General features: G+C 42.2%; 19 protein-coding genes. 16 read left to right on the top strand and 3 right to left on the bottom strand.

The features are described 5' to 3' along the window. The first annotated feature begins 266 nt into the window (after nt 1-266). The 11 genes from glyQ to D0469_RS00930 all read left to right on the top strand — a co-directional run bounded on the left by glyQ (nt 267) and on the right by D0469_RS00930 (nt 11885). On the top strand, nt 267-1157 hold the full coding sequence (glyQ, locus tag D0469_RS00880) for a glycine--tRNA ligase subunit alpha (RefSeq protein WP_117324768.1): 891 nt from the start codon (nt 267-269) through the stop codon (nt 1155-1157). Beyond that, nucleotides 1150-3222 carry a glycine--tRNA ligase subunit beta gene (glyS, locus tag D0469_RS00885; RefSeq protein WP_117324769.1) on the top strand — a complete coding sequence of 691 codons (2073 nt, stop codon included), beginning with the start codon at nt 1150-1152 and terminating at the stop codon, nt 3220-3222. Before glyQ ends, glyS begins: the two co-directional genes overlap by 8 nt. Before the next feature lie 157 nt (nt 3223-3379). After that, complete coding sequence (locus D0469_RS00890) at nt 3380-4015, top strand: helix-turn-helix transcriptional regulator (protein ID WP_117324770.1); 636 nt, start codon at nt 3380-3382, stop codon at nt 4013-4015. Nucleotides 4016-4032: 17 nt separating this feature from the next. Beyond that, nucleotides 4033-4836: a pyruvate, water dikinase regulatory protein gene (locus tag D0469_RS00895; RefSeq protein ID WP_117324771.1), complete on the top strand. Its 804-nt coding sequence runs from the start codon at nt 4033-4035 to the stop codon at nt 4834-4836. A gap of 404 nt (nt 4837-5240) precedes the next feature. Continuing rightward, the gene (locus D0469_RS00900) at nt 5241-5693 is read left to right on the top strand and encodes a YaiI/YqxD family protein (protein ID WP_117324772.1); all 453 of its coding nucleotides are present in this window, start codon (nt 5241-5243) and stop codon (nt 5691-5693) included. A 45-nt stretch (nt 5694-5738) separates the two neighbouring features. Beyond that, nucleotides 5739-7550 carry a DNA primase gene (dnaG, locus tag D0469_RS00905; protein WP_117324773.1) on the top strand — a complete coding sequence of 604 codons (1812 nt, stop codon included), beginning with the start codon at nt 5739-5741 and terminating at the stop codon, nt 7548-7550. Nucleotides 7551-7591: 41 nt separating this feature from the next. Next, complete coding sequence (rpoD, locus tag D0469_RS00910) at nt 7592-8728, top strand: RNA polymerase sigma factor RpoD (protein ID WP_117324774.1); 1137 nt, start codon at nt 7592-7594, stop codon at nt 8726-8728. Between the two features lie 144 nt (nt 8729-8872). Next, nucleotides 8873-9418, top strand: a complete 546-nt coding sequence (locus tag D0469_RS00915; RefSeq protein WP_117324775.1) for a hypothetical protein — start codon at nt 8873-8875, stop codon at nt 9416-9418. Between the two features lie 165 nt (nt 9419-9583). Further along, complete coding sequence (gene cccA / locus D0469_RS00920) at nt 9584-9955, top strand: cytochrome c550 (protein ID WP_117324776.1); 372 nt, start codon at nt 9584-9586, stop codon at nt 9953-9955. 104 nt (nt 9956-10059) lie between these two features. Continuing rightward, nucleotides 10060-10770 (top strand): tRNA (adenine(22)-N(1))-methyltransferase, encoded by a 711-nt coding sequence (locus tag D0469_RS00925; RefSeq protein WP_117324777.1) that lies wholly within the window; start codon nt 10060-10062, stop codon nt 10768-10770. Then, entirely contained in the window at nt 10767-11885 is a 1119-nt protein-coding gene (locus D0469_RS00930; RefSeq protein WP_117324778.1) for a Nif3-like dinuclear metal center hexameric protein, read from the top strand. Before D0469_RS00925 ends, D0469_RS00930 begins: the two co-directional genes overlap by 4 nt. 400 nt (nt 11886-12285) lie before the next feature. On the opposite strand, the gene D0469_RS00935 is transcribed toward D0469_RS00930, so the two are convergent. Together D0469_RS00935 and vrrA are read right to left on the bottom strand one after the other, a co-directional pair. Next, the gene (locus D0469_RS00935) at nt 12286-13230 is read right to left on the bottom strand and encodes a 4-hydroxy-3-methylbut-2-enyl diphosphate reductase (protein ID WP_117324779.1); all 945 of its coding nucleotides are present in this window, start codon (nt 13228-13230) and stop codon (nt 12286-12288) included. A gap of 151 nt (nt 13231-13381) precedes the next feature. Then, nucleotides 13382-14230 carry a VrrA/YqfQ family protein gene (gene vrrA, locus D0469_RS00940; RefSeq protein ID WP_233522902.1) on the bottom strand — a complete coding sequence of 283 codons (849 nt, stop codon included), beginning with the start codon at nt 14228-14230 and terminating at the stop codon, nt 13382-13384. A 209-nt stretch (nt 14231-14439) separates the two neighbouring features. On the opposite strand from vrrA, the gene D0469_RS00945 reads away from it, so the two are divergent. Then, nucleotides 14440-15753, top strand: a complete 1314-nt coding sequence (locus D0469_RS00945; RefSeq protein WP_117324780.1) for a DEAD/DEAH box helicase — start codon at nt 14440-14442, stop codon at nt 15751-15753. Between the two features lie 32 nt (nt 15754-15785). Then, nucleotides 15786-16679 carry a deoxyribonuclease IV gene (locus D0469_RS00950; protein ID WP_117324781.1) on the top strand — a complete coding sequence of 298 codons (894 nt, stop codon included), beginning with the start codon at nt 15786-15788 and terminating at the stop codon, nt 16677-16679. Nucleotides 16680-16727: 48 nt separating this feature from the next. On the opposite strand, the gene D0469_RS00955 is transcribed toward D0469_RS00950, so the two are convergent. Further along, a complete protein-coding gene (locus tag D0469_RS00955; protein WP_158553313.1) occupies nt 16728-16985 on the bottom strand; it encodes a DUF2624 family protein in 258 nt (85 codons plus the stop codon). 229 nt (nt 16986-17214) lie between these two features. Between D0469_RS00955 and D0469_RS00960 the strand changes: the two genes are divergently transcribed. The 3 genes from D0469_RS00960 to D0469_RS00970 all read left to right on the top strand — a co-directional run bounded on the left by D0469_RS00960 (nt 17215) and on the right by D0469_RS00970 (nt 19290). Then, nucleotides 17215-17961, top strand: a complete 747-nt coding sequence (locus D0469_RS00960; RefSeq protein ID WP_117324797.1) for a metal ABC transporter ATP-binding protein — start codon at nt 17215-17217, stop codon at nt 17959-17961. A 63-nt stretch (nt 17962-18024) separates the two neighbouring features. Continuing rightward, the gene (locus D0469_RS00965) at nt 18025-18864 is read left to right on the top strand and encodes a metal ABC transporter permease (RefSeq protein ID WP_117324783.1); all 840 of its coding nucleotides are present in this window, start codon (nt 18025-18027) and stop codon (nt 18862-18864) included. A gap of 15 nt (nt 18865-18879) precedes the next feature. Then, entirely contained in the window at nt 18880-19290 is a 411-nt protein-coding gene (locus D0469_RS00970; RefSeq protein ID WP_117324784.1) for a Fur family transcriptional regulator, read from the top strand. Nucleotides 19291-19473 lie beyond the last annotated feature (183 nt).

Consider the following 19473-nt stretch of genomic DNA (forward strand, 5'->3'; position numbering starts at 1 on the left):
CTGTGATGGAAAGGAGTACCTTTAGCACTCCGTATTAGCGAACCCGGGACGGTGTAAGCCGGGGTATGGAAGCTTTAGGGAAAGGCAGTCCGGAGCAATTTATCCTGCATAGTGCAGATAAAAGAGGCCGATTTATTCGGCAAGTAGGGTGGAACCGCGGGTAACTCTCGTCCCTATGCTAACCAGGCATAGGAACGAGAGTTTTTTGTTTGTCTAAAAACTGCGTCTTGCCTGGAAATAAGAAAATTTTTGGAGGTAGATGCACGATGAATATTCAAAACATGATACTCACGCTGCAAAAGCATTGGTCAGACCAAGGCTGCATTTTGATGCAGGCCTATGATGTAGAAAAAGGTGCCGGAACTATGAGTCCATATACATTTCTTCGGGCTATCGGTCCTGAGCCCTGGAATGTAGCCTATGTAGAGCCATCAAGACGTCCAGCTGACGGACGATACGGCGAAAATCCTAACAGGCTATATCAGCACCACCAATTCCAGGTGATCATGAAGCCTTCTCCGGATAACATTCAGGAAATTTATCTGGATTCCTTGAAGGCTCTGGGGATAAATCCGCTTGACCATGACATCCGGTTTGTTGAAGACAACTGGGAAAATCCTTCCCTTGGATGTGCCGGCCTTGGCTGGGAAGTATGGCTTGATGGCATGGAAATAACACAATTTACATATTTCCAGCAGGTAGGCGGATTAGAGTGCAAGCCGGTCTCTGTGGAAATTACGTATGGAATCGAGCGATTGGCATCCTATATTCAAGAAAAAGAAAATGTCTTCGATTTAGAATGGACGGAAGGATTTACTGTCAGGGATATTTTCATGCAGCCTGAATACGAACATTCAAAATACACATTTGAAACTTCGGATGCTGATATGCTGTTCCAGCTGTTTACAATGTATGAAAAGGAAGCCCAGCGTCAAATGGAGGAAGGTCTTGTCCATCCTGCCTATGACTATGTATTGAAATGCTCTCACGTTTTTAATCTGCTTGATGCCAGGGGCGCAATTTCTGTTACTGAACGTACGGGCTATATTGCACGTTGCCGAAATATGGCACGTAAGATTGCCAGAACATTTTATGAAGAACGGGAAAAGCTCGGATTTCCGATACTGAAACAGAAGGGAGAATTCATCAATGAGTAAGCGTGATTTGTTGCTTGAAATTGGTCTCGAAGAATTGCCTGCACGCTTTGTAACATCGTCAATGGAACAGCTTACTGATAGAATCCAGAAATGGCTTCAGGAAAAGGCTATTGAATTTGGAGATGTTTCTGCATTTTCGTCTCCCCGCAGGCTTGCAGTATTGATAAAAGATGTCGCAGAATCACAAAGGGATATTAATGAAGAGGCAAAAGGTCCGGCAAAGAAGATTGCTCTTGATGCCCAAGGGAATTGGTCAAAAGCTGCGATTGGATTTACCAGGGGACAGGGTGTCACTGTAGATGATATCTTTTTTAAAGAAATAGCTGGAGTGGAATATGTCCATGTGAAAAAATTTATCAAGGGCCAGCCTACATTCAATCTGTTAAACGAGTTAAATCAAATAATTTCCTCTATGACTTTCCCGAAGAATATGAGATGGGCTAATCAGGAATTGCGTTTTGCACGTCCGATTAAGTGGATCGCTGCATTATTCGGAGAAGAAGTGATCCCGTTTAGTCTAGCTGATGTGGAGACTGGCAGGATAACAAAAGGGCATCGTTTTTTAGGTGAAGAAATTTCCCTTTCCAATGCTTTGTCATATGAAGAAGAACTTAAAAAGCAATTTGTCATTGTTAATCCATCAGAAAGAAAAGCACTGATTCTTGAGCAGCTGAAACAGCTTGAACAGGAAAACGGATGGGAAATTCCGGTCGATGGGGAGCTTCTGGAGGAAGTAACCAATCTGGTAGAGTTCCCAACTGCTTTATCAGGCACATTTGAGGAGGAATTTTTGGAGCTTCCGGAAAAAGTTCTTATTACTTCGATGAAGGAACACCAACGTTATTTTCCTGTTAAGAACGCATCAGGTGAGTTGCTTCCTTATTTTGTAACAGTTAGGAACGGGGATGACAGAAATCTTAAAATTGTCTCAAAAGGTAATGAAAAAGTCCTAAGGGCCCGTCTTTCCGATGCTTCTTTCTTTTATAAGGAAGATCAAAAGGTAGAAATTGAAACTTCTTTGAAAAAGCTAGAATCGATCGTATACCATGAGGAACTTGGTACTTTAGCAGAAAAGGTTAGCCGTGTTAAACAGTTCACACTGGATCTTTCTGAAGCTTTGGGCATGACTTCTGAAGAAAAAGAGCATGCAAAACGTGCTGCTGAAATAAGTAAATTTGACCTTGTCACAAACATGGTATATGAATTCCCAGAGCTTCAAGGATATATGGGAGAGAGATATGCACGTATTAAAGGTGAAGATGAGGCTGTTGCAGCTGCTGTGAATGAGCATTATATGCCAAGGCATGCCGATGATGAAGTGCCTCCTTCTATAATTGGTGCAGTGCTAAGTGTCGCAGAAAAGATGGACACAATTTCGGCATTCTTCTCGATCGGAATCATTCCTTCTGGTTCTCAGGATCCGTACGCACTAAGAAGACAGGCGAGCGGTGTCGTGAATATTTTAACCGCCAAAAAATGGAGAATTTCCGTAGAGGAACTCGTAGAAATGGCGGTCAGCTCTCTTCAAAAGGCTTCAATTGGTTCTAGAGATGCTGAGGAAGTTAGAAATGACATTCTGCAATTCTTAAAAGCGCGCGTAAAGCATCTCCTGGCTGAAGAGGGAATTCGCTATGATATTGCAGACGCTTTGCTGGAAAATCAGCTTGGCACCCTTTCTTCGCTTGTGGAACGAGCACAGGTTCTTGAATCGAGAAAGCAGGATCCTGATTTTAAAGGGAATCTTGAAGCACTAAGCCGGGTTATAAATTTGGCTTCAAAAGCTGAAGATACCTATCAAATCAATGAAGCTAAATTTGAAAATGATTTTGAACGGGCATTGTACAATAAATTTCAGTCTGTTAGTGAAATTTACGGAACACTTTCCACTGAAGCAGAGAAATTTAATAGTTTAGTGTCATTAAAGTCTGAGATCGAAGACTTCTTCGAACATACAATGGTAATGTCAGAAGATCCTGGCTTAAGGAAAAACAGGCTGGCACTGTTGAAAGCAATAAGTGGCTATATCCGCCAGTTTGCCGAGATGAATAAAATTATTGTTTCATAATTTCAATAAACTACTGAATCATGTAAGGCCTGCTTAACGATTTCGCAGGTCTTTGTCTTTTACCCTAAGATATTCCACTAATATCATAGGCTTGGTCTTTTCATTTCAAGTGGATAGTATATAATTTATATAAACAAACCATTAAGAGCGGCGGGCGGTGAGGAAAATAGAACTGAACAAAAGGCAGGCACGGATACTGCAAATCGTAAAGGAAAACGGCCCAATTACAGGAGAACATATTGCAGACCAGCTTAATCTGACGCGTGCAACCCTTAGGCCGGATCTGGCCATCCTGACCATGGCCGGGTATCTGGACGCGAGGCCTAGGGTAGGTTATTTCTACACAGGAAAGACGACAACGCAGCTGCTGACCGACAATCTGAATAAACTTTATGTCAAAGACTTCCAATCAATTCCGGTCGTTGTAAGTGAAAGTATTTCTGTCTATGATGCAATCGTAATGATGTTCCTTGAGGATGTAGGAACATTGTTTGTTGTCGACAAAGAATCAATCTTAGTTGGCGTACTGTCCCGTAAAGACCTACTCAGGGCCAGCATCGGGAAACAAGAACTAAACACGATACCTGTCAACATTATCATGACAAGGATGCCGAATATTACAATGTGTATGAAAGATGACCTTTTGATTGATGTTGCAAAAAAATTGATTGAGAAGCAAATAGATGCGCTTCCAATTGTTAAGGAAACGGAAAAGGGCTTTGAGGTCACCGGGAGAATTACGAAAACCAATATAACAAAGGCTTTTCTGTCTCTTGCAGCCGATGATTTGTAAAAGGGGGATACTTTCTAGTGAATTCGATCATATACGTGGTTTCTGATTCAGTTGGGGAAACAGCTGAACTTGTTGCGAAGGCGGCAATCAGCCAGTTTGCTGGGACAAATTTTACAATTAAACGCATTCCATATGTTGAGGACGAACAAATTATCGATGAGGTAATATCGCTTGCAAAGCTTAACCAGGCCATTATAGTCTACACGCTTGTGAAGCCAGATATCAGGGCTTATCTGCAGGAGCAGGCAAGTAAGGATGATGTGCTTGCCTACGATATTATTGGTCCCCTCATGGGTATACTGCAGACGAAATGCAACTCAAATCCCCTTAACGAGCCGGGCATGGTAAGGAAATTAGATGAAGATTACTTTAAGCGGGTAGAAGCAATCGAATTTGCAGTCAAGTACGATGATGGGCGCGATCCGCGAGGAATCCTGCGGGCTGATATCGTACTGGTTGGCGTTTCAAGGACATCAAAAACTCCGCTTTCCCAATATCTCGCGCATAAACGGTATAGAGTTGCCAATGTACCACTAGTCCCAGAAGTGGAACCGCCGGAGGAACTATTCCTTGTTTCCCCTGAAAAATGCTTCGGGTTAAAGATCAGCCCTGAAAAGTTGAACCATATTCGAAAAGAACGGTTAAAGTCACTTGGACTTAACGATCATGCCATCTATGCGAACGTAGAGCGAATTAAGGAAGAATTGAAATACTTTGAAGAAATTGCTTCCAGGCTCAATTGTCCCATTATTGATGTGACAAACAAAGCTGTAGAAGAAACAGCGAATTCGATTATTAATATTATTCAAAACCGAAAATAGCAGTCTATCTGGCTGGGAACAATTTTGCGGGTGGCAGAGATGATGAACCAATGTGCTTAAAGCTATTTGAAAAAATGCTTGGCCAAGGTTTCGGCTCTGGTCCCGCTATTTTATTGGCGATAATTGTTATATTTACATATATTTCCTCGCGCTTGTGTCTGATGATTCATTAATCATCAGTAGTGAGGTTTTTTATTAGAAATTTTAGCACTTGTATACTATAATAAAAAATTGTGATAAAAATAAATTCTCAAGGTTTAGACTTGACTAAATAGGAATAAACTATTAACGGTGAGATGTCAAGGTTTCACGTATAAAATAATTCGACAAATCCTGCTCCGAAAAAACATTTGTAAAGGAGAAAAAGGATAATTGAAAAACATGTAGAATTAAAAGATATGAAAATGAACCTGAAAGTTTATGCGGATGCCTGTCCTGTAAAAAAGGAAGTCATTGAATGTGCGGATATGCACAAGATTCCTGTTTGCTTCGTTGCTTCAGTCAAAAATATGATGAATGAGCCGTCTGTTGGAAATTGGGTCTATGTTGATGCGGATAAGGAAGCAGCTGATCTTTACATCATCAATGCATCCAAGCGAGGAGATATTGTCATTACGGCGGACATTGGGCTTGCGGCTACAGCTCTTGCAAAGGGTGTTTATGCGCTTTCTCCCAGGGGAAAGGAATACAATGATGACAACATTCAAACATTGCTGGATATGCGATTTTACTCCGCAAAGCTTAGAAGGCAAGGAAAGCATACAAAAGGGCCAAAGCCCTTTACTGCGGCGGACCGCCATAGGTTTAAAAAATCCTTTGCAGAAATATTGTCGAACCTTGAAGGATTTTGTGATTGAAATCTAGAATTATGTTTATCGCCGACAAAATTAAGGTGATCGTATATGACTAATACCCGGATTGATGATGAAACAATTAACAAAATTCGAGATGCTGTCGATATCGTCGATGTCATTGGTGAGTACGTACAGTTAAAAAAACAAGGGCGAAATTACTTCGGCCTTTGTCCGTTTCATGGTGAAAGCACCCCTTCTTTTTCGGTATCGCCCGATAAACAGATTTTTCACTGCTTTGGGTGCGGTGCTGGCGGTAATTCATTTACGTTTCTGATGGATATCGAAAGCTACAGTTTTATTGAGGCCGCGAAAAACCTGGCTGAAAAAGGCAACATTAAGCTGGACATTGAAATCGGACCCGGTTCTGTAAAGTCAGAACTTCCAGAGGGCATTAAACAAATGATGGAGGCTCATGAGCTTCTTAAAAAGTTTTATCATCATTTGTTATTGAATACCAAGGAGGGACAGGAAGCCTTAGAATATTTGCTTGGCAGGGGCTTTACCGAAGAAACAATTAAAAAATTCCAGATCGGCTACTCCTTGGATTCGTGGGACTTTGTTTATAAGTTTCTCACTAAGCGGGGGTTTTCCAGCAAAAGGCTGGAAGAAGCGGGCCTCATAATCATGAGGGAAAGAGACGGCACCTATTTTGACCGCTTCAGGAACCGCATCATGTTTCCGATTTTGGATCATCAAGGCAATACGATTGCTTTTTCAGGAAGAGCCCTGGGGGAAGATGAACCCAAATATATGAATAGCCCTGAAACAGCAATCTTTAATAAAAGCAAAATATTATATAATTTTCACTCATCAAGACCCCAAATCAGGAAAAAGGAACAGGTTGTCCTGTTCGAAGGCTTTGCGGATTGTATCTCAGCGGTTGCTGCTGGCATTGACCATTCGGTTGCCACTATGGGAACTTCTCTTACGCCTCAGCATATCGATCTGATAAAACGCAACACTTCCAATGTGCTGATATGCTATGACTCCGATTCAGCTGGGATTACAGCGGCTGACAGGGCCTCTACAATGCTTCAGGAGGCAGGGTTATCCATTAAAGTAGCGCTTATGCCGGATAACCTGGATCCGGACGATTACATTAAAAAGTATGGAGCAACGAGCTTTGTTACGGATGTAATCGGCGCGAGTCTAACGGCAACAGGATTCAGGCTGCAATTTTTGCGCCGAGGGAAAAACTTGACGAATGAGGGTGACCGGATTCAATATATTGAAGCGGCATTACGGGAGATATCCCGCCTCGGCAATGCGGTGGAAAGGGATTATTACCTTAGGCAGCTATCGTCTGAGTTTACTCTTTCACTTGATGCATTGGAACAGCAGCAAAGACAGATTTTTTATGCTGAAAAAAAGAAAGGCAAAATGCCCAGTGCAAACACGGTACAGCCCCAAGTCAGGCTGCAATATGAACAGAAACTGCGTCCTGTTTATCAGAATGCAGAAATTCAGCTGATTTTTCATATGCTAAAAAGCAGGGAAACCGCCTTAAAAGTTCAGGAAATGATGGGACCCACTACATTTAATGTGGATGAACATCAAGCAATTATTACTTATCTTTATGCTTTTTATGAGGATGGACACGAGCCTGATTCCAGTTTTTTCATGACCTATCTGCCCGATCCAAACCTGAGAAGGATTGTTTCTGAGATAGAAATGCTGTCTATAAATGAGGAGGTTTCCGATAAGGAGCTATCCGATTGTTTAAAACAAGTGTTGAAACATGAAAAAATGTTAAAGATAAAAGAAAAAGATGAAGAAAGAAAAGAAGCGGAGCGCATGGGCAATTTTAAAAGGGCTTCGGAAATCGGAATGGAAATCATTGAATTAAGAAGGCTTCTTTAAATATGAGGGCAATGGTGTAAGTTTTGGAAGGAGGGGAACACATGGCTGAAAAATCAGCGCGTTCCAAAGAGGTTGATAACGACTTAAGCTTAGATCAGGTAAAAGATCTATTAGTTGAGCAGGGAAAAAAAAGAGGTAATCTCACATATGAGACAATAACTGAACGGATGGCCAGCTTCGAAATGGACTCCGACCAGATGGATGAATTTTATGAGTATCTTGGGGACCAGGGAATTGATGTGGTAGCCAAAAGTGATTTGGAAGAGGAAGACGAAGATAATCCGGATATTCAGGATCTTGAAAAGGAAGAGGAATTTGATCTAAATGACCTCAGCGTTCCCCCAGGTGTAAAAATTAATGATCCAGTCCGCATGTACCTGAAGGAAATTGGCCGGGTTGATCTGTTGTCAGGCGAGGAAGAAATAAAGCTGGCAACCAGGATTGAAGAAGGCGATGAAGAAGCAAAACGCCGTCTCGCTGAAGCAAACCTTCGCTTAGTTGTCAGTATTGCCAAGAGATATGTCGGCCGAGGCATGCTGTTCCTGGATTTAATTCAGGAAGGGAACATGGGGCTAATTAAAGCGGTGGAGAAATTTGATTACCGCAAAGGTTTTAAATTCAGTACGTATGCCACATGGTGGATCCGTCAGGCGATTACGCGCGCGATTGCCGACCAGGCAAGAACGATCCGTATACCGGTCCATATGGTTGAAACCATCAATAAATTAATCCGTGTTCAGAGACAGCTTCTCCAAGATCTTGGACGCGAACCCTCTCCGGAAGAAATAGCCGAGGATATGGATCTGACTCCCGAAAAGGTTCGGGAAATTCTTAAAATCGCTCAGGAGCCCGTTTCTCTTGAAACGCCAATTGGGGAGGAAGATGATTCCCATTTAGGAGACTTTATTGAAGATCAGGATGCAACTTCTCCTTCTGAGCATGCTGCCTATGAACTATTAAAGGAGCAGCTGGAGGACGTACTTGATACCCTGACAGACCGTGAGGAAAATGTTCTTCGTCTACGGTTTGGATTGGATGATGGCCGTACCCGCACTCTTGAAGAGGTAGGCAAGGTGTTTGGCGTAACTAGAGAACGGATCCGTCAAATAGAGGCAAAGGCGCTTCGTAAGCTTCGCCATCCGAGCCGCAGCAAAAGGCTTAAGGACTTCCTTGAATAATCAAAGATAGCTTATCTTAAAAACAGCTTGCTCCTTTGCGGGGCGGGCTGTTTTTTAGTATCAAGCATATTGCTGAAATAATTGAAAACCTTTTCCATTTTTCCGATATAATGAAGTGACGAAATTATTTTAGGAAGTGCGTCCATGAATAAAACGCGGAAGAAAATAATCATCAATGAAATACTCTATTGGAAAAAAGCACGTCTGCTGCCCGAACAATACTGCGATTATCTGCTCGCTCTCTATAGTGAGGGAGAAGAAATAGAGGTAAAGACGAGAGATGGAAAAAATACATTTCTGCGCATGCTGCCATATTTGGCCATCGCAATTATTGTAATTGGTGCCATATGTTTGACTAATTTTACTCAATTACCCTTTAAAATGCAAATCGCCATTTCAGCCGCTGCTGCGCTTTTGTTATTACTTTTTGTATACTTATTTTCCAGCAGAAAACCGCTTATGCAAGTGAGCCTGATTGGGGCTTCGCTGATGATATTGGCTGCAACTGTAGATTCAGTGGAGGGATTTGCACCAAAGAACAATACAGTGCTTTACTCATCCTTATTGGCCAATTGTCTGGTATGGTGGGGATTTGGCAGGAAATTATCATTGCTTTACTTTACAATTGCGGGCATCCTTGGAACTGTAGTGATATGTTTCTTTTTGGCAAGAATAGCATTTAAATTTTGAAAATATTTACCAAAAATATAAGAAACTTTTTGTCAAAATTGCGAATTTATTTTTAGGCTTCCATTTTAGGTCTTTCCCTTAATAGTTTTTTACAGTAAAATATAACTTGTTTGTATATAATTTATTTAGTAGACAGAAAAGGTTATACATAGGGGAGGTAAATCTATGAATCGCAATCCGATTATCCCATTTGTCATGATTATGGCGTTAGGTATTGGTCTCATGTTTCTTCTTTCTTTTAAAGGTTTGGGAGATTCCAAAGACCTTGTCGCGGAGCATGAAAATGGCGGAAAGCCAACAGAAGAAAAAACTGCTTCTGCTGATCCAGAAGCATTGGTAAAGCAAAGCTGCGTTAGCTGCCACGGAGCAGATTTAAGCGGCGGTGCTGGTCCGGCATTAAAAGGTGTTGGCGAACGCAAATCACAGGATGAAATTAAGGACATAATAAAGAATGGCACTGGCGGCGGCATGCCTGGCGGCTTAGTCCCTGAGGACCAACTCGACGGCGTGGCTAAATACCTGGCAGAACTTAAATAATTAGATTTTGTTTGTAATGATGGCAGTCCTTTGCATATGCAAAGGACTTTTTTTATACTTAAGAGAGCATCGGACTAAATTGTATTTAAGAAAGTGAGATAAATATGAATCATGAGCAATTATCTAAACGGTTAGAAAGAGTAGCTTCATACATACCCGAAGGAAGCGTCCTTGCGGATATTGGGTCAGACCACGCTTATTTGCCCTGCTACAGTATCTTGAATAATCAGGCTTCAAAAGCAATAGCAGGCGAAGTGAGCGATGGTCCCTATAATTCAGCGAGACAGCAGGTAAGACAAACCGGCCTGGATCAATCCATTTCTGTACGGAAGGGAGACGGGCTTGAGGTCCTTGAATCTGGAGAAGCAACCTGCATCACCATTGCAGGCATGGGAGGTACTTTAATTGCCTCTATTTTAGAAAATGGAAAAGTAAAACTTGAATCTGTTGAAAGGCTAATTTTGCAGCCGAATGTTGGTGCTTACAATGTGCGGCAATGGCTGATGGATAATAACTGGGCAATCATTAATGAGGAGATATTGGAAGAGGACGGAAAAATCTACGAAATAATTGTTGCTGAAAAAGGAGACCCTCTTAAGCTATATCAGGATAAAAAGGATGCAGGACTGCTTTTCGGCCCATTTTTGCTAAAAGAGAAAAATCCTGTTTTTAGAAAAAAGTGGAGCATGGAGCAGGAGCATTGGAAAAAAATATTGAAACAGATTGAGGAAAGTGGTCAGGGAGAAGCAGTAGCTGAGAAACGTGAAGAATTGGCTGCTAGAATTGAGATGGCAGAGGAGGCTTTAAAAGAATGAAAACCCCAAATGGTTTTGAAATCATCGAGCTTTTTGAACAATGGTCTCCTAAAGCGTTTGCTATGGAAGGTGACCCGATCGGGCTGCAGATTGGCAGCCTGAATAAACCGGTAACAAAGGTGATGATAGCACTGGATGTACTGGATGAAGTAGTGGATGAAGCAATTGAAAGAGGCGTACAGCTGATAATAGCCCATCATCCGCCGATTTTTAGGCCATTGAAAAATATCAACACTGATCAATACAGCGGTCGGATGATTGAGAAGCTGATTAAACATGATATAGCCGTATACGCCGCTCATACTAACCTAGATGTAGCTAAGGGCGGAGTAAATGATTTGCTGGCGGAAGCGCTCGGATTGGAGGACACAAAAGTTTTAGTTCCTACTTATACCCAGACCATGAAAAAGCTTGCTGTTTTCTGTCCGGAGGATACTCAGGCAAGCTTGCGGACGGCACTAGGGGCTGCCGGAGCAGGAATGCTTGGCAATTACAGCAGCTGTTCTTTTACTTCAGTTGGGACAGGGCGTTTTCTTCCGGGCGAAAATAGCAATCCAGCTATCGGAAAGCAAGGAATTCTGGAAGAGGTAAAAGAAGTTAAAATTGAGGTAATTTATTCAGCTGAGAGGGAACGGAAAGTTTTGTCAGCTATGTTTAAGGCCCATCCTTATGAAGAGCCGGCCTTTGATATATTTAATCTGGATAACCAAGGTGAAAAACTTGGGCTCGGGCGTATCGGAAAACTAAAAGAGGAAATGACACTAGCCGAATTTGCCGGATTTGTTAAAACAGCTTTGGATGTTAATGGCGTCCGTTTTGTAGGTCAACCAAATGCGACAATCAAGAAAGTTGCCGTGCTCGGAGGAGATGGCAATAAATATATTACCCAGGCTAAATTCAGCGGCGCAGATGTGTATGTCACCGGTGATTTATACTATCATGTTGCACATGATGCCATGGCACTGGATTTGAATATAGTAGACCCGGGCCATAATGTTGAAAAAGTTATGAAACTTGGAGTTAAAAACAAAATGGAAAAACTCTGCGGTGACAAGGGGTTCAAAGTTGAATGGGTAGCATCAGAGATTCACACAGATCCTTTTACTTTTTTATAAGGCATCATGCCGCTATGGAATATTAGCAAATTGGAGTAATACGAAAACAAAAGTGCAAGCGCTCTGACAAAGGAACGCAGATTAAGATCTGGCAGGACCTCCGTCCTGGGCCAAAGTCGACGCCGTATATACTCGAAGTGGAAGAACGGCTAAGATTGCTATATACTGTGTGAGGGCGCTTTAATTTTACTTAGTAAAAAAAGTTGCTGGGTGCTGGAGCTAGAGTAAGACACAATACTTTGTTATCCAAACTTAAGAATTTAATAATTCTTAAAGCAACAAAAAACCTTGTCTGCACTGGGACAAGGTTTTTTCAATAAAGTATTCCGGAGCTTCTTTTCGAATGAAGCATTATTGCGTCCTTAAGGACATGGACCGTGAACATTTTTTAGTATTTCTGTTATCTGTTTGTTTTTACTTTCGGGAGTATCTTTTGAAGCGGTACTTTTCTTTCCCGTACCCATGTCGATTCTTCAGCTGGATCATAGGCCTCAAGGAAGGAGACAACTTCTTTTGTGATTGGAGTAGGGGTTGATGCACCTGAAGTTACAGCAACCTTTTGGGCATCCTTTAACCACTCAAGTTGGATTTCAGAGACATCTGCAACCCTGTACGCCTTTGTTCCGGCTATTTCCTGAGATACTTGGGCTAGACGGTTTGAATTATTGCTTTTAGGGTCGCCTACTACAATCAGAACATCAGCTTCTCCTGCCTGCTGTGCGACAGCTTCCTGGCGCACTTGTGTAGCAAGGCAGATTTCCTTATGGATTTCGGCGTGTGGATATTTTTCTTTTACAATATCCATTATTTCAGCAACATCCCACTGGCTCATGGTCGTTTGATTCGTGACGATCAGCCGCTCACTGTCAAGCTCCAGATTTTTTACATCCTCTGCTGTCTCTACCAGATGAACGATTTCGGGAGCCACTCCAACCGCGCCTTCCGGTTCCGGATGGCCTTTTTTGCCGATGTAGATAATTTGATAGCCTAGCTCCTTTTTTTCCCGGATTAAATTGTGCGTTGCCGTTACGTCAGGACAAGTTGCATCAATTGAGACCAATCCTTTTTCTGCGGCCAGTTGACGGACTTCAGGAGAAACCCCATGGGCAGTGAAAATGACCGTACCGCCATTAACTTTTTCTAAAATCTCTTTTCGGTTCATTCCGTCAAGAGTAATGATGCCTTCCTCTTCAAATGCATCAGTAACATGTTTATTGTGGACAATCATGCCCAATATATAAATAGGGCGCGGCAAGCTTTTGTCCAAAGCAGCGTTCCGGGCAATGACCATTGCATCAACTACGCCGTAACAATAACCGCGCGGTGAAATTTTAATAACGTTCATTTTGCTTCCTCCTCGAAAAACGAAGCAGCCTGACTTTTTGGCATGCTGTTCTACCATACTATTATATAAGAGGAAGATCGGGATTACAAAGGTTGCTGTCTGTGTATGGCCAACATTTGAGGCATGAAGGTTTCGAGGAGGCAGCAAAAAATTAAAAGAAAAGTCTGGGTACTGAATTTCTTTTTTCATGATTCTTTACGGAACTGGAAGGTTTCTTTTCATGGACCTTTATTTTTTCCATATCGTAATCCTCAAGATCCTCGTCGTCTTCAAAGTTCTCAGTCTCATATTCAGATGTTCCTAAGGTATCATTATTGTCTTCAGATTCTGGTTCCTCCGAGGAGACTGAGTCGGAATCCTTAAGCCCCTTATACAGCTTCCACAGGGCAGGAAAGTTTTTCACAAGCGGGCCATACTGCTGGAACATCGGGCCAACCGCTTCCGCAGCCTGCAATACCTTTTGGGTGTTGGACAGAAAGGAGCTAATACTGCCAGGATTTTTCAAGCTGGCCAGTAATCCGCCTGTTTCAGCTTTGGGGGCGGAAGGAAGGGAAAACATTGATATGGGAGAGGAAGGAACTGGCTTGGATTTTCCCAATAACTTCGAGAGAAGACCTCCTCTTCCTTGTTGCTGTCCAAAAGAACCACCCCGGTGCTGCGGGTTAAACATTCCCTGCTGAGCCGGTCGCTGTTGTGGGGGAACGCGGCCAAACATTCCTGGCTGGACAGGTTGCTGCTGAGAGGGAACCCGGTTAAACATTCCTTGTTGAGCCGGCCGCTGCTGAGAAGGGGCATGGCGAAACATCCCTTGCTGAACCTGTCGCTGCTGTGAGGGAGCATGGGTAAACATCCCCTGCTGAGCCGGCCGCTGTTGAGAAAGAGCCCACCCATACTGCGATTGTCCTTGTGAATGATAACCATGTCCGCTGCGAGAACCCTGCTGCGGTGATGGCCGGTGGCTAAAATTGCTGCCTGGATGCTGATTTCTTTGCTGGTGCATTCATTATCCCTCCTTTTCTCAAGATACATGGCTCTGATCATAATAAAATATGCAAATATCCCGTAAAAGGTTTTATCCTGCTTTTCAGCAATTTGTTAAGCCACGTCAGGTAGGGTATGATATTAGTGGTTTTCCTAAAGAAAAACAATTATAATAATTAGACATGTCAAAATAATGTGCGGACAAGAACTGCGATAAGGAGTAAATATATGAAACAAAACCATTTTGAAAAGTTCCAGCTGAAGGGCTATATAGAAGATGCCGTTGAAGCGCTTGGATTTGACAGGCCAACTGAAATCCAGGAGCGAGTTATTCCATCAGTGCTTAAAGGCACGAGCCTTATCGGCCAATCCCAGACAGGGACAGGAAAAACGCATGCGTACCTTCTGCCTGTCATGAATAAGATCGACCCTGCGAAGGAAGAGGTCCAGGCAATCATTACTGCACCTACAAGGGAGCTTGCGAATCAAATCTATCAGGAAGCTCTAAAAATTGCTGGCCATTATCCGAAGGATACCTCCATACAGGTTCGCTTATATATTGGCGGAACTGATAAGCAAAGAACGGTAGATAAGCTGAAAACGCAGCCGCAGCTTGTAATTGGTACCCCAGGCCGGATCAAGGATCTGGTGGAGGAACAGGCACTGCAGGTTTTTACTGCAGATATGCTTGTAGTCGATGAAGCTGATTTGATACTTGATATGGGATTTATTGAAGATGTGGATAAGTTTGCTGCAAGGATGGCTGAAAAATTACAAATCCTTGTCTTCTCGGCAACTATTCCTGAAAAATTAAAGCCATTTCTGAAAAAATATATGGAAAATCCTAAGCATGTTCATGTAGCACCTAAGCAGGCAGCAGCTGTCAATATTGAGCATGTTCTGATCCCGCGCCGACATAGGGATAAAAATAGCTTATTGCACGATATTTTAATCCAATACAATCCATATTTGGCGATTGTGTTTACAAATACGAAGAAAATGGCTGACCAGGTCGCTGATTCTCTGATTGAAAAAGGAATGCGGGTTGGCAGGATTCATGGCGATTTATCGCCGCGTGAACGCAAAAAGATGATGAAGCAAATTAATGACCTGGAGTATCAATATATCGTTGCCACGGATTTGGCCGCTAGAGGGATTGATATCGAGGGGGTAAGCCATGTTATTAATTATGAACTTCCTTCCGATCTCGATTTCTATATACACAGAACCGGAAGAACAGCGCGGGCCGGCTTTTCTGGAGTCGCAGCAACCATTTATGAGACCTCAGACGAAGATGCACTGAACAAACTGGAGAAAATGGGCATCGAATTTGAGAATGTCGATTTACAAAAAGGTGAATGGATCAAAATTGATGACAGGAATAAACGTTCGAAACGGAAAAAGCAGGAAAACGAAATTGATACTACAGCAAGGTCAATCACAAAGAAACCTGCAAAAGTGAAGCCAGGTTATAAAAAGAAAATACAAAGAGAAGTTGAAAATTATAAAAAACGTCAGCGCCGTCTACAAAAAAAGAAATAATGCGGTGTGCAAGAAGGTTAGGGGATGAAAAAATGCTAAAAATTGGATCTCACGTATCAATGAGCGGCAAGAAGATGCTGCTTGCGGCGAGCGAGGAGGCGGTTTCATACGGTGCAGCCACCTTTATGATTTATACCGGGGCCCCTCAGAATACAAGGCGGAAAAAGATTGAGGATTTAAATATTGAAGCCGGCAGAAGGCATATGGAGATGCATGGCATTAAAGATATAGTCGTGCATGCCCCATATATCATCAACATCGGCAATTCAGTTAATGCTGATACTTTTGATTTAGGAGTCAGATTTTTACGGACTGAAATCGAACGTACAGAAGCGATTGGTGCTACCCAAATCGTGCTTCATCCTGGTGCACATGTCGGAGAGGGAACAGAAGCAGGGATTAAGAAAATTATTGAAGGGCTTAATGAGGTGCTTACCCCTGAACACAATGTCCAAATTGCGCTTGAAACCATGGCTGGAAAGGGCTCAGAATGCGGGAAAAGCTTTGAAGAGCTGGCTATGATTATTGATGGCGTCAATTTAAGCGATAAGCTGTCTGTTTGCTTTGATACTTGCCATACCCATGATGCGGGCTACAACATTGTTGAGGACTTTGATGGAGTACTGAATGAATTTGATAAAATAATAGGTATTGACCGGCTTAAAGTTCTGCATATTAATGACAGTAAAAATGCGATCGGGATGCGAAAGGACCGCCATGAAAATATCGGCATTGGCCATATTGGCTTTAAAGCTTTGAACTATATCGTCCACCATCCGCAATTGACAGAGGTGCCCAAAATTCTTGAAACTCCTTTTGTGGGAGAGGACAAGAAAAATAAAAAACCGCCTTATAAGCGGGAAATCGACAGTTTTATCAACCAGGAATTCGATAAAGACCTCCTGGATAAAATAATGGCAGATTAATAAAAATATGCTTGCTATTATGAAACAGGCCGGGCATCCGGCCTGTTTTCATGTATTAGTCAACGAAAGGAAGATACTTTCAATTTGGGCTGCCGTTTCATTGCCAAGGATTAAGGAGACCTGTTTGATTACCCCGTCCCTTTGTTTTTTATCAAAAATATTTATATTTTTGCCATTTAAAATTCCGCATATTTTTTCAGCTTGATTGTAATGAATTGATATTCCATACTGTCTCGCAATTTCCTTCAGCTCACCTGCCTGGATCCGGTTAAGCTTGTGGTTAATCATCATTTCATAAAGCTTCATTCTATCCCTCCTCTTGTTTAACATATGAGAAAGTTGGTTGCGAGTGAACTGAAACTAATAAGAAAGTGACGAATGTACACGCTCCAAAGCCCCGTGTCTTTACAAAGAAACGAAAATGACTTATAATTCTGGAAGTAAATCGGAATGATTCTTAAAAAGTTTAACTGCCGAAACCAAAGTTAATTTCGGGGTGAAAAGGGTGATAATTTTGCATGAACCTTCAAATCGGATGATTATCAAGGTTGATAATCTTTCATATAAATACGAAAAGGAAAACGTTCTCGAACATGTTTCAATGGCGGTTCCAGCCGGTGCTTTCCTTGCACTAGTCGGCCCTAACGGCTCTGGAAAATCGACGCTGCTTAAGCTGCTGCTGGGGCTTCTGCGCCCGCAGCAGGGGACAATCGAGTTATTTGGAAGAGATATCCGCAGCTTTAAGGCATGGGACAAAATCGGTTTTGTTTCCCAAAAAGCGAATTCCTTTAACAGCGGGTTCCCTGCAACTGTTTTTGAAGTCGTATCATCTGGCTTAACAAAAAAAATTGGTTTGTTCAAGTTCCTTCGCAGTGAGCACCGGAAAAAAGTGATGAAGGCATTGGAATCCGTAGGGATGGATGCTTTTGCAACAAGGAATATCGGAGAACTTTCGGGAGGCCAGCAACAGCGGGTTTTCATCGCAAGGGCACTTGTCAGCGATCCTGAGCTGCTTATACTTGATGAGCCAACCGTTGGCGTAGATGCACAACATGTCAGCCAATTTTATGACCTGCTATATATGCTTAACAGAAAGCTTAAAATCACGCTCTTATTAGTAACGCATGATGTAGGCCCCATTACGGATAAAACTACGCATGTCGCATGTTTAAATAAGTTTTTGCATTTTCATGGCAATGCAGAAGAATACAGGGAACTGGATGATAAGGAACTCTCATCAATCTACGGACATGGAGTGCAATTAATTAGCCATAACCATTAATATGAAAAGTTACTGTTATAACAGTTCTTGTCAAATTGTTATAACAGCAATGGGAGATGTCTTATGTTATCAGGATTATTCCAATATGAATTTTTACAAAATGCCTTTCTGACGGGTATCATCATTGGGGCTCTTGCGCCTCTGTTGGGGGTTTTTGTGGTTGTGCGCAGAATGTCTCTTATTGCGGATGCCCTCAGTCATGTAACACTGGCAGGAATAGCTTTTTCGCTCCTCCTTGAAAAGACTTTTATAGTCGTGGCCGGTGTAAGTCCTTTATATATGGGGATGCTGTTTTCAGTAATAGGTTCCCTTTTTATTGAGCGGCTTCGTAATGTTTATAAACACTATCAAGAACTTGCAATCCCTATTATCCTTTCCGGGGGCATTGGCCTTGGTGTGATCTTTATTTCTCTTGCAGACGGCTTCAACACCGACCTTTATGGATACCTTTTTGGTAGTGTAAGTGCTGTCAGCTCAGTTGATTTATGGGTAATTGCAGGCATCAGCTTAGCGGTTGTCATAACAGTTATTTCCCTTTATAAGGAATTATTTTTATTATCGTTTGATGAAGAACATGCAAAGGCCTCTGGGATTCCGGCAAGGCTCATTCACTTCATTTTTATCATCATGGTTGCCCTTGTGATTGCGGCTTCGATGAGGATTGTCGGTATCCTGCTTGTTTCTTCGCTAATGACACTGCCTGTCGCCGCAAGTATAAGGATCGCAAAGGGCTTTAAACAAACAATCGCTTATTCGATTATCTTTGGCGAGATTTCGGTCATTGGCGGCCTGTTTTTCTCTTACTTCCTGGACCTTGCTCCGGGTGGAACAATTGTGGTAATCGCGGTAATTATTCTTATCCTTTCGATTTTGGCCAAAAACGTCAAGACACGCTTGGCGTAAACCGGGGTGATAAACATGAATGTAGGAACAGCAATGCAGATGCTGAAGGAAAAAGGATTTAAGCATACAGGAAAACGTGAAGAAATGCTGCAGTTATTTTCTGCTAATAATAAATATTTAACTGCCAAAGAAGTGCTGGAGTTTATGAAAGAGGATTATCCAGGGTTAAGCTTTGATACTATATACCGTAACCTTTCCCTTTTTGCAGAAATGGGTATTCTGGAGATGACAGAGCTTTCAGGTGAAAAGCATTTCCGATTTACTTGCAGCCATCAACATCATCACCATCACTTTATTTGCATGGATTGCGGGACGACTAAGGAAATTGAAACCTGCCCAATGAACGAACTGAAAGAAAACCTGAAGGAATATGATATTTCGGGCCATAAATTTGAAATTTACGGTAAATGCCCGGAATGTCGCTAACATGATATAAGAAAAAGGGTGTTCCACTATTACTGGAACACCCTTTTACATTGGAAGCCGTATACAGCAGATATAGTTACTCTTACTAAAAGGTTATGTTAAACCTCATTGTTGGATTTTGGTACTTTGTTGATGTTTAGCTGCAGCGCCCAGCCCCTCGAGGTCATAAGCCAATCACTTCGG

It is taken from the genome of Peribacillus saganii (genome assembly GCF_003429095.1).
Classification (GTDB): Bacteria; Bacillota; Bacilli; order Bacillales; family DSM-1321; genus Peribacillus; species Peribacillus saganii.